Raw genomic sequence first — 11,744 nt, 5'->3', positions numbered from 1 at the left:
CTGTCATGCCTTTATAGCCATTTTTTTACTTCCTCAATGACTGTATTCACTCTGTTAGAGAGCGCATGCTGCCGTCTTAACGCAAGGTATAGCGTCTCGCTAACGGCAACTGGCAGATAATGACTGTTGATAAGCTCAGGCTTTGGATAAGCTGCCACTGCATGCGCTGGCAAAACAGTAAAGCCAATTCCCTTACTGACCGGCTCTAAAATTAGACCAATTTGATTAGAAAAACCTTTTTTCTCAAAATCATTGATATGCTGGAATTGCTCATAATTGGCAGTCAGTAGCATGCCTGCATGATGGGCACCGTCTGGATGATCGATAAAGCCAAGCTCAGTGAGCTGCTCCCAGCTCGGCTCTACCATGCTCGCTGGCGTCACCAGTATCAACGCTTCTTGCGCCATAGGCTGGCAACTGACTGTCTCATCATCTGAGATATCCGTCATAAAACCAATATCGATCTCGTGATTGGCAAGCGCCCGCTCGATATCAGAATTGGGTGCAAAGCGATAATCAATCACCAATTTTGGATGCTGCTGCTGTAGCGTCAACAGCTTTGGGTATAGCTTAAGTCCAACACTTCCCGGTGACATCAACCGCACCAATCCTTCATAAGGTGGGTCCTCGCCAATTCGCTGCTCCAGATTGGATAAGCGCTGCAATATATCCCCTGCCTCCTTATAGAGCTGCTCACCTGCATTGGTCAATGAGAACTGCTTTCCTTGACGAATCAATAAGTCCGTATCCAACTGCTCCTCTAACTTACGTATGTGCTGGCTCACACCAGACTGCGTCATATATAGACGTTCAGCCGTACGCGTAAAGTGACCAACTTCCGCGAGCGTACAGAAAGTACGCAACCATGTGATATTCATCATTACGTTTCATACTTATTTATATAATATTTGATAATTTTACATAATGACAGTGCGTTTGTATACTGGCCTCACGTTAAACAAGAGTACAGCAAACAGGAGCACAAGCTATGAACAACGTTTATCCAAGAAGCTTTTCGCACATCGGTCTGTCAGTCCCTGATTTGGACGCTGCCGTAAAATTCTATACTGAAGTGATGGGTTGGTACACCATCATGGAGCCAACTGAGATTGTTGAAGATGACAGTCCGATTGGTGAAATGTGTACTGAAGTATTCGGTTCTGGTTGGGGTAGCTTCCGTATTGCGCACCTATCGACTGGTGACCGTATCGGTGTTGAGATTTTTGAATTTAAAAATCAAGAAGATCCTGAAAACAACTTTGAATACTGGAAAACAGGTATCTTTCACTTCTGTGTCCAAGATCCAAATGTTGAAGAGCTGGCTGAGCGTATGGTTGCAGCAGGTGGCAAAAAGCGTATGGAAAAACCACGCTACTACTACCCGGGTGAAAAGCCATATCGTATGATCTATATGGAAGACCCGTTCGGCAACATCGTCGAGATATACAGCCATAGCTATGAGCTTATCTACAGCGAAGGCGCATACTAATCTCAAGATAAATACAGCTCAGTATGGTTTTAGCTTAAATCTGACTGAAAAACCAATAGCGTACTCATGACCTGAGTGCGCTATTTTTATTTGCGTGTGTTGTCTATCAGTAATCTACTTGTGCTCAGTTGCCTTGTACTCACTTTAAACTATAGTCAAAATACCTCAAAAACACTACGATACTGCTGATGTATCGATATTACTTTTCACTGACTATACTTTAACTGTGTAGCACTGAAGCAATCGTTTACGCAAAAAATGAATGCAGACGATGGCTTTCCACTTATTGAAAATATAAAAATATATCGGCATAAAAAATCCCAGCACAAGGCTGGGATTTTTAGCAAATATCTAAAGCGTTTTAATCATTAGAGTCTACGATTTTTGGTGGACCTGTAAGTAGGTCTTCATCACGGAATTCATTAGCAGAATTGTGCTCTGCTGACTCCTCAGTGGTGAACCATTGCTGATTACGATACAGTATCAAACGATCTCGGCTCAATCCACGTAGCAATGAATACATCATCACGACGATCACAATAGCAAAAGGAAAGCCCGAAACAATGGAGGCCGCTTGCAGTGCACTTAAACCACCTGCTGCCAATAATACAGCGGCGATAACACCTTCAGCACCTGCCCAAAACAAACGTTGAATCTTTGGTGGATTGGTATCGCCACCTGAGGTCAGCATGTCGATGACAAAACTGGCTGAATCTGATGAGGTCACAAACCACAGTACAATCATGACTACAATGAGTAGGTTGACCGCCTCTGTTAGTGGATAAGACTCCATTAACTTAAAGATAGCACTACCGGTATCTGCTTTAACGGCTTCGATAAGACCCGGACTGACAAGGTTAGGATCTGCCGCTGCCATCAGCTCCATGTTCACCGCAGAACCACCAAAGGCGGTAAACCACAAGAATAGAATCGTGATAGGAATTAATAAAACCCCTAATATGAACTCACGGATGGTGCGACCTCGAGAGATACGGGCAACAAACACTCCAACGAATGGTGACCAACTAATCCACCATGCCCAATAAAAAATCGTCCATGAGGATTGCCAGTTTTCCTCTCCACTATAAGACTCTGTCCACAGACCTAATGGCACAATTTCATGCAAATAGTTGCCGATATTTTCTACAAAGCTATTAAAGATAAACTGAGTAGGCCCAAAGATAATCACAAAACTGAGCAATATCACCGTGAAGAATATATTGGTATCACTAAGACGCTTAATGCCTTTATCTAGTCCCATGAACAAGGATAACCCTGCTAGCATAGTGATAAAGCCGATCAAAATAATCTGCACCGTAATATTATTGGGCACACCAAACAGTGTCTCAAGACCAGAGTTAATCTGTAAAACACCAAGACCTAACGTGGTCACTACCCCAAACATCGTACCAAATACGGCAAGCGTATCGACCGTATGACCCCAACCACCGTAGATTTTTTTACCCAATATTGGATACAAGGTGGAGCGGATAGCCAATGGTAACCCTACTCGATAATGAAAATAAGCCAAGGATAGCGCGACCATGCCATAGAGCGCCCATACATGTAGACCATAATGCAGGAACGAGATGTTCATCGCCTGCTTAGCAGCGGCGACTGTTTCCGCCTCTCCTAATGGTGGAGCCATGAAATGATACAGCGGCTCGGCTGTGCCCCAATACAGCAGTCCAATACCGATACCTGCTGAAAACAGCATACCAATCCAAGAAACCAGATTGTACTCTGGTCTCTCATTCTGATGACCAAGCCTGATATCGCCATAGCGGCTAAATATCATATAAATACTCATGACCAACGTTAAATTGACCACCACAATAAAGAACCAGCCAAAGCGTAAAGAGACAAATGCTTTTGCTTGGTTAAATACCACTTCTGCTTGTTCGTTGAATAATACCCCAAAGATAATGAAGGCAAGTATCAAAATCGCTGAAGTCAAAAATACAGGTTTACTTACCCGCGGAAAAGGGCCTAATCGGCCAACTTTTACATGATCCATAAGTATATCCCCAAAAAAAGTGCGTAACCATACCAAGGTATGAACGAATTATCAAATATAACGCTTTGTAAACACTGCCAAATGTATAGAAATGGTAGTAACACTTCGGTAATAATTTTCAACAATTCGAATTTATACTGAATAAATTTAAATATCTTTATCCAATAAAGAAGCCCCAATTTACGAATAAATTAGGGCTCCTATTGAAACAGCTCACATGACTATTTTACTTATTAGTCACCTTTCACTATCTTGGGTGGTCCTTTTAGCAAATGCTCATCAACGAATTCGTTAGCTGAATTATGGTCTGCTGATTCATCCGTGATGAATTGCTGCTGCGCTCGATATAGAATCAAGCGATCGCGACTAAGACCACGTAACAATGCATACATCATGACGAATATCACTAAGGCAAATGGTAGTCCTGCTACGATAGCCGCCGCTTGTAAGGCAGACAGTCCACCAGCCGCCAGCAAGATAGCTGCGATAACGCCTTCTGTGGTTGCCCAAAACAAGCGCTGTATTTTTGGTGGATTGGTATCGCCACCAGCAGTCAACATGTCAATGACAAAACTGGCTGAGTCTGATGAGGTTACGAACCACAGCATAATCATCACTACAATCAGTAGCGTAATTGGTTTTGCTAATGGATAGTACTCAACCAATTTAAAGATTGCACTACCAGTATCCGCTTGTACCGCTTCAACCAATCCTGGACTGATACCGGACACAGCAGAGGCAAGCTCCATGTGAACAGCAACGCCGCCAAAGGTCGTAAACCAGAAAAACAAAATCATCATAGGAATGAGTAGTACACCAAGTACAAACTCTCTAATCGTACGACCACGAGAGATACGGGCAATAAAGATACCAACAAATGGTGCCCAACTAACCCACCATGCCCAATAAAATATCGTCCAACCACTCTGCCAATCTGTTCCACTATAAGACTCGCCCCACGTACCTAAAGGAACAATCACTGTCAGATAGTTGCCGATGTTTTCAATAAAGCTATCAAAGATGAAAAGTGTCGGCCCTAAAATAACCATAAACGCCAATAAGACGATGGTGAAACCAATATTGATATCACTAAGTCGCTTAATACCTTTATCTAGACCCATCAAGACCGAAGCCGCTGCAAGCGCTGTAATGAAAGCGATCAAGCCAAACTGAACCGTAAGACTGTTAGGCGTACCAAACAGCTTTTCGAGTCCAGAATTGATCTGCATCACCCCAAGCCCGAGCGAGGTGACCACACCAAACATCGTACCAAACACGGCTAAGATATCGACAGTATGTCCCCATCGGCCGTAAATTCTTTTGCCGAGCAAAGGATACAAGGTTGATCGAATCGATAATGGCAAGCCACGACGGAAATGGAAATAGGCTAAAGACAGCGCCACAATCGTATAAATGGCCCAAGCGTGTAATCCCCAATGCATAAATGAGATATTCATCGCTTGCTTTGCAGCTGCTACCGTTTCGGCCTCGCCCATTGGTGGTGCCATAAAGTGATACAACGGCTCCGCTGTACCCCAGTAGACCAGACCAATACCAATACCTGCAGAAAACAACATACCAATCCACGAAAACAGATTGTATTGTGGTCGCTCTGTTTGATTGCCTAGCCGAATATCACCATAGCGACTCATTGCTAAGTAAATACAGAGGGCAAGCGCTGTATTGACTAGGATAATAAATAGCCAACCGAACTTGTCAGTAATAAAATTTTGTAAAAAACTAAAAAGCGCCCCTGCCGTTTCCGTAAACAAAGCGCCAAAAATAATAAATCCGACAATTAACAACGTCGATGTTATAAACACAGGTTTACTCACCCGTGGAAAAGGTCCTAATCTGCCTACTTTTACTTCTTCCATGTGCAAGTCTCAAAATTCAAGGAACATTACCTTAACAAAATAGGCCTTAACTATCAATCAATTACAAAATAAAACTTGATAAAACCTTTAATTTACTCTAAAAGACTTAACAATTTTTTTTAGAATAACTACATAAATATAAAATCAAAATTGGTTTTATTACGATATTACTTAGGCAGTAGTCTAAGTAATTGCCCCCCATTACCATCTTCCAATGCCCACACTTGCCCATCTACTGCCAGCACACTGCGGATACGTTCGCCCATATCGTAGCGATAGTGTTCAGTAGCGGTATTGCCTTCATCGAAGCCGACTACGATAAGTGCCTTAGAAGATAAGCCACTAATCAGCGCATTGCCTTGCCAACTAGGAAAGTCATTATGACTACCCGCCGCGTATATGCTAATGGAAGATGGAGATATGACTGGCGTCCAAGTGATTTTGGGTGCAGCAAACTCAGGCTTGGTGTCATGATCAGGGATATCAAGACCTGAGTAATTGCGTCCATTGGACACAACTGGCCAGCCATAATTATTACCTTTTTCGATGAGATTGAATTCATCGCCGCCTCTTGGCCCCATTTCATGTGCCCAAAGCTGTCCACTGTCATCAAATGCCATGCCAAGCACATTACGATGACCTATCGTCCAAAACTGCTTGGCGATGTCATTCGTATTGTCCAAAAATGGATTGTCTGCTGGGATAGCGCCGTCAGCATTTAGGCGTATAATTTTACCCAAGTTGACACTCATATCTTGTGCTGGGGTTTTTTCTTGGCGCTCGCCTGAGCTGATATATAGATAGCGTCCATCAGGTGAAAACAGCAATCGATGGCTATAGTGTCCTTGCCCTTTTACTTTTGGAGATTGCTCCCAGATTGGCGCAATGGCTTGTAAAGTTGGCGTATCTGTCTCTAGTCCTGAGAGCGTTGCCTTGATGACTTTAGCACCAAATGTATTGCTGTCAACTCCCGTGTCTGCTTCCACATAGCTGAGATACACTGTATTAGAAGTAGCGAAATCTGGTGCTACTATGATGTCTCCCAATCCACCTTGGCCACCATAAGCGACTTCGGGAACACCCTCGACCCTCGTTTTGGCACCCGTCGCGGTATCTACAATGAACAGCTCGCCTGTTTTTTGTGTCACCAGCAATCTAGGAGATTTGCTATCTGTACTTGGTAATGCAGCCATAGCCCAAGGCTCATCAAAGGTTGCAATCTCTGCCATAGAAAAGTCAGGCTTTTCTACGCTGACTTGAGCATCACTAACTTTTACATCGGCTTCAGAGGTTTGCGTCTCTTTGGATTCTGCCGCATCGGGGCTGGTATTTACCGATGAAGGATTGGAGCAAGCCGAGGTGCTGAACAATAGAGCCGCGATGATTAACGGCGATGTCAAAGGTTTGCCTAGACGTTCAATATTGGTTGTCATCATTTTTCCTCTTTATCCAATTTGCACTTATATTATTAGGGTCTGTTGAACATTCAAACATGGAACTGGCAGTGGCTATTTTTTAGACAATACGCAGTGAAATTTTTGATGCCTAGTCGTTCTAGGTTAGACAATTTCGCCATGTATTGGCAAAAAATAGTCCTGCCCCTGCTTGTATACTTGGGGCTGATGCTAAAATCACCCCAAATGTTGTTGCAAACCTAGCTAAGGTCTCGACATTATCGTCGGTTTACACCTGATTTGATAAAAGGTTTGGGGCAATTTTAGCGATCAGCAGTCCTAATATTTGAATGTTCAACAGACCCTAGTCATTTATTTATAGCATAGTCCTGATATTTAAGAGATATTTAAATAGTAAAAGAATAGTAGCGCAAAACGCGCCCCTAAACGTAAAAACCCCTTATCTACGCTCGCAGATAAGGGGTTGAGTTTGAGAGTATAGTTAGCTCATAAAAACTTCAATGCTAGATTGATTAGCTCATTCTTAGCTTATTAAAAGACAATCTATCGTCTGCGCCAACATCGACTTTGATGATATCACCAGCGACAAAGTCACCCGATAATAGCTTCAATGACAATGGATTTTCAATCTCTTGCTGAATGGCACGTTTGAGCGGACGCGCACCATACACAGGATCATAACCCACGGCTACCAACTTATTCATCGCATCCGCTGATAGCTCGATATTCATCTCACGCTCATGCAAGCGCTGACGCAAACGATCCAGTTGGATAGTAGCAATACCTGCCATTTGTGACATACCAAGCGGATGGAAGACCACAATCTCATCGATACGGTTGACGAACTCTGGGCGGAAATGCTGACCAACAGAATCCATGACTTCAGCTTTGATATCCTCGTAGCTTTCACCAACCATTTCTTGGATTTTATGCGAACCCAAGTTGCTGGTCATGATAATCACGGTATTTTTGAAATCCACCACACGACCTTGTGAATCCGTCAAACGCCCATCGTCCAATACTTGCAATAAGATATTGAACACATCAGGATGCGCCTTTTCTACTTCATCGAACAAAATCACACTATAAGGTTTACGGCGAACAGCTTCAGTCAACGCACCGCCTTCCTCATAACCCACATAGCCTGGAGGCGCACCAACCAATCGACTGACACTGTGTTTCTCCATGTATTCACTCATGTCGATACGGACTATCGAATCTTCACTATCAAACAAGAAGTTTGCCAATGATTTGGTCAGCTCAGTCTTACCGACACCCGTAGGTCCAAGGAATAAGAACGAGCCTGAAGGACGATTCGGATCAGACAAGCCAGCTCGGCTACGGCGTACTGCATTTGCTACTGCTTCAACTGCTTCATCTTGACCGATGACGCGCTCATGAAGTTTTTCTTCCATTGCCAGCATTTTTTCACGCTCGCCCTGCATCATTTTGTTGACTGGGATACCCGTCGCAGCCGCAACCACTTCCGCAATCTCGTTGTCTGTCACTTTATTACGTAGCAGTTTTACCCCACTACCTTCACCTGTCTGCTCTTTTTGTTCTGCCAGATCAGACTCAGTGATACGGCGCTCTAGCTGCGGAATGGTTTCGTATTGCAGCTTGCTCATGGTCTCATAATCGCCTTCACGACTGGCCTTGTCATACGCAATACGGGCTTTGTCCAATTCATCTTTTAGCTGCTGACTACCTTTGACCAATGCTTTTTCTGCTTGCCAAATTTCATTGAGATCAGCGTATTCTTTTTCTAGCTCTTCAATTTGCGCATTGAGTGCTTTACGCTCTGCTTGCGCACCTGCATCTTCTTCGTTTTTGAGCACTTCACGCTGCATTTTTAGCTGAATCAAACGGCTATCAAGCTTACCTAACGATTCAGGCTTGCTGTCCATCTCCATCCGCAAGCGACTCGCGGCTTCGTCGATTAAGTCAATCGCCTTGTCTGGCAACTTGCGATCAGTGATATAACGGTGACTCATCCGCGCAGCAGCAATAATGGCGCTGTCTTGAATATCAACCCCATGATGCAGCTCGTAACGCTCTTTAAGACCTCGCAAAATCGCAATGGTGTCTTCGACCGTTGGCTCATCGACCAACACTTTTTGGAACCGACGCTCAAGTGCCGCATCTTTTTCGATGTACTTGCGATACTCGTCCAGTGTCGTCGCTCCGACACAATGTAGCTCACCGCGTGCCAATGCTGGTTTGAGCATGTTGCCAGCATCCATCGCACCTTCAGACTTACCCGCACCGACCATGGTATGCAGCTCATCGATAAATAAGATGACGTTGCCTTCTTGCTTGGCCAAATCGCTCAACACGCTTTTGAGTCGCTCTTCGAACTCACCGCGGAATTTTGCCCCTGCAATCAAAGCGCCCAAGTCTAACGACAATACTTCTTTACGGCGTAGACCTTCTGGTACATCACCATTGATAATTTTTTGCGCTAAGCCTTCGACGATAGCCGTCTTACCAACACCCGGCTCACCAATGAGCACAGGGTTATTTTTGGTACGGCGTGACAGCACCTGAATGGTACGGCGAATCTCTTCATCACGACCAATCACTGGATCTAGCTTGCCAAGCTCTGCTTGTTCAGTCAGATTAATCGTATATTTATTCAGCGCATCACGCTGATCTTCTGCGTTTTGGTTATTCACCGTATCATCACCGCGTAGCTGCTCAATCACGACTTTTAATTTGTTTGCTGTTACGCCAGCGCTTTCGAATATTTTCTTGGTTTCGCCCTGCTCAGCGAGTGCCAACATCACCCATTCAGTGGCGATGAAATCATCGCCTTCTTTTTGCGCTTGGCGATCGGCCAAGTTCAAGATTTTGACTGCATTTGGGTTTAAGTTAACGTCACCTGTCGGCTCCGAAATGGTCGCTTGATTGTCCAATGCCTTTGCGACACCGTTCTTTAACGCTGGAATAGACGCACCTGCTTGTTGGCAGATAGACAAATTAGATTCATCTTGTAGCAATATGGCAAGCAGATGCACAGGATCGATACCTGTATGATCGCGACCTAGGGCTAGGCTTTGTGCTTCTTGGATAGCGGATTGCAGTTTTTGGGTAAATTTCTCAAATCTCATATTCACATCCTTTTATAATTAGTATTTACAGCAGATGCTTTATAGTCTAGCGACTACTGTTATCTGTCATTTATATAAGGTATATATGTTCTTATTTCAAGCCAATTATCGAATAAAACCTTACTATAAGCAATGATATTTAGCATTGACTATTGATTAATATCATTTAAGTGTATTTTTAAGAGGAATTAAAAGGTATGAAGAGGAAAGCATTGCTATAAAAAAGCGAGCAGAAGGCAAGTAAAAGTACGACAAAGAATAAAATAAGCGAGTCTGACACCCTATCTGATTGATATAGAATTAAACCGTGTCATCGAAAATTCAATCACTCTACTCTACGATTTCAATCGTGGTACCTACCTTGACTGCAGCCATGATTTCATCCATCTCATCATCGGTCACGGCAATACAACCATCTGTCCAGTCGCGTTTTTGATTGAGCCATGCTAAATGACCAAAGCCATTCATCTGACCATGAATCATAATATCACCGCCCGGATTGACACCAAGTGATTTGGCTTGCGCTTTATCAGCCGCATTTGGATAACTAATATGAATGGAGCGATGGGCAATAGAGTTTTCATTTTTATAATCTAAAGTATAGTCGCCTATGGGTGTACGTTCATCGCCTTGTTGCTGCTTGTGTCCTATCGGACTGTCGCCCAATGCAATATGATAAGTACGAATTACATCATCGCCGCTCAATAATTGCAAACGGCGTTCAGATTTATCGACAAAGACTTTATCGATAATAACGTTATCAGCAATGGGTTGCTTTTTTTCTACAATATGCTTAACCGCAGCAATGGCACTAGTGCTAATAATAGCAGCAAGACTAATTCCTATTGCAATCAGTAACCAATTTGCACGCTTGCTAGCATGTGGAAGAAAAAATGACATAGGCTTTAATCCTTATAACCAACGCTCAATAACAGTGAGTCATAATATATCAAAGCACCATGCCAATTTTTGTGAAAACTTCGTGAATCACATCACGAAAATCTTATTCTTTATAAGAAACTAATATCATTAGACCATACGAATGGCACCATCAAGACGAATGACTTCACCATTTAAGTAAGCATTATCAATAATATGGGTGACCAATTTGGCAAATTCATTAGGATCACCCAAACGTTTGGGATAAGGCACGCCAGACTCTAATTGCTCACGCGCCTTTTCGGGAATCGAATCCATCATTGGTGTGGCAAAAATACCGGGTGCAATAGTCATCACTCGAATGCCGTGACGTGCCAGCTCACGAGCCAGTGGCAACATCATACCGACGACGCCAGCTTTGGACGATGCATAACTTGCCTGCCCCATTTGCCCGTCAAAGGCCGCAATAGACGCAGTATTAATAATAATACCTTGATCTATGTTCTTTTCTTTGTTGCTTTTTTCTACGTTATTGGCATTAGCCACTCTCTTGGCAATACTAGACGCGACTAAGCGCGCTACGTTAAATGAACCGACCAGATTAATATTAACCCCGCGGCTAAAAGCCTCAAGATCTGCTGGATTGTTTTCACGATCTAGCAGCTTTTGTACGACAGCGATACCTGCGCAATTGATCGAGCCGTGGAGACCGCCGAACGCTTCTTCAGCAACAGCAACAGCCGCTTGCACCTCATCGCCACTGGTGACATCACAACGTACAAAACGTGCGTTATCTCCCAGCTCGTTGACCAGTGCTTGCCCAGCTGATTCATTCAAGTCAGCAATGATAACGTTGCCACCTTGAGCGACTAGCGCACGAACCACTGCTTCACCCAATCCTGATGCACCACCTGTGACCAAAAAGCTGTTTTTTTGAATTTGCATGAATGTTCCTTA

General features: G+C 43.7%; 8 protein-coding genes. 1 reads left to right on the top strand and 7 read right to left on the bottom strand.

What is annotated here, in order from left to right:
* Positions 1-11: 11 nt before the first annotated feature.
* Positions 12-881, bottom strand: coding sequence for a LysR family transcriptional regulator (locus ACTQ9T_RS03765; protein WP_440464117.1), 870 nt, complete (start codon positions 879-881; stop codon positions 12-14).
* 107 nt (positions 882-988) lie between these two features.
* Between ACTQ9T_RS03765 and ACTQ9T_RS03760 the strand changes: the two genes are divergently transcribed.
* Complete coding sequence (locus ACTQ9T_RS03760; protein WP_110923075.1) at positions 989-1,489, top strand: lactoylglutathione lyase family protein; 501 nt, start codon at positions 989-991, stop codon at positions 1,487-1,489.
* A gap of 361 nt (positions 1,490-1,850) precedes the next feature.
* Here the strand turns inward: ACTQ9T_RS03760 and ACTQ9T_RS03755 are convergent, their stop codons facing one another.
* The 6 genes from ACTQ9T_RS03755 to ACTQ9T_RS03730 all read right to left on the bottom strand — a co-directional run bounded on the left by ACTQ9T_RS03755 (position 1,851) and on the right by ACTQ9T_RS03730 (position 11,732).
* Positions 1,851-3,506, bottom strand: coding sequence for a BCCT family transporter (locus ACTQ9T_RS03755; protein ID WP_440464116.1), 1,656 nt, complete (start codon positions 3,504-3,506; stop codon positions 1,851-1,853).
* Between the two features lie 233 nt (positions 3,507-3,739).
* Positions 3,740-5,383 carry a BCCT family transporter gene (locus ACTQ9T_RS03750; protein ID WP_189581353.1) on the bottom strand — a complete coding sequence of 548 codons (1,644 nt, stop codon included), beginning with the start codon at positions 5,381-5,383 and terminating at the stop codon, positions 3,740-3,742.
* 167 nt (positions 5,384-5,550) lie between these two features.
* Positions 5,551-6,816 (bottom strand): PQQ-dependent sugar dehydrogenase, encoded by a 1,266-nt coding sequence (locus tag ACTQ9T_RS03745; RefSeq protein ID WP_440464115.1) that lies wholly within the window; start codon positions 6,814-6,816, stop codon positions 5,551-5,553.
* Positions 6,817-7,310: 494 nt separating this feature from the next.
* Positions 7,311-9,908, bottom strand: coding sequence for an ATP-dependent chaperone ClpB (gene clpB / locus ACTQ9T_RS03740; RefSeq protein ID WP_440464114.1), 2,598 nt, complete (start codon positions 9,906-9,908; stop codon positions 7,311-7,313).
* 330 nt (positions 9,909-10,238) lie between these two features.
* Entirely contained in the window at positions 10,239-10,808 is a 570-nt protein-coding gene (locus tag ACTQ9T_RS03735) for a L,D-transpeptidase family protein (RefSeq protein WP_440464113.1), read from the bottom strand.
* A 129-nt stretch (positions 10,809-10,937) separates the two neighbouring features.
* The gene (locus tag ACTQ9T_RS03730; protein ID WP_440464112.1) at positions 10,938-11,732 is read right to left on the bottom strand and encodes an SDR family NAD(P)-dependent oxidoreductase; all 795 of its coding nucleotides are present in this window, start codon (positions 11,730-11,732) and stop codon (positions 10,938-10,940) included.
* Positions 11,733-11,744 lie beyond the last annotated feature (12 nt).

Origin of the sequence: Psychrobacter sp. ASPA161_6, from assembly GCF_051970285.1 — a bacterium.
In the GTDB taxonomy this organism is placed as follows: domain Bacteria; phylum Pseudomonadota; class Gammaproteobacteria; order Pseudomonadales; family Moraxellaceae; genus Psychrobacter; species Psychrobacter glaciei.
Note: the sequence above shows the minus strand (reverse complement) of the source record. Positions and strands in the feature narration are given on the sequence as shown.

Coding starts and splice junctions, on each gene's coding strand:
- ACTQ9T_RS03735 (WP_440464113.1), bottom strand. CDS start 10,808: ATGTCATTTTTTCTTCCACATGCTAGCAAGCGTGCAAATTGGTTACTG.
- ACTQ9T_RS03750 (WP_189581353.1), bottom strand. CDS start 5,383: ATGGAAGAAGTAAAAGTAGGCAGATTAGGACCTTTTCCACGGGTGAGT.
- ACTQ9T_RS03730 (WP_440464112.1), bottom strand. CDS start 11,732: ATGCAAATTCAAAAAAACAGCTTTTTGGTCACAGGTGGTGCATCAGGA.
- ACTQ9T_RS03760 (WP_110923075.1), top strand. CDS start 989: ATGAACAACGTTTATCCAAGAAGCTTTTCGCACATCGGTCTGTCAGTC.
- ACTQ9T_RS03755 (WP_440464116.1), bottom strand. CDS start 3,506: ATGGATCATGTAAAAGTTGGCCGATTAGGCCCTTTTCCGCGGGTAAGT.
- clpB (WP_440464114.1), bottom strand. CDS start 9,908: ATGAGATTTGAGAAATTTACCCAAAAACTGCAATCCGCTATCCAAGAA.
- ACTQ9T_RS03745 (WP_440464115.1), bottom strand. CDS start 6,816: ATGACAACCAATATTGAACGTCTAGGCAAACCTTTGACATCGCCGTTA.
- ACTQ9T_RS03765 (WP_440464117.1), bottom strand. CDS start 881: ATGATGAATATCACATGGTTGCGTACTTTCTGTACGCTCGCGGAAGTT.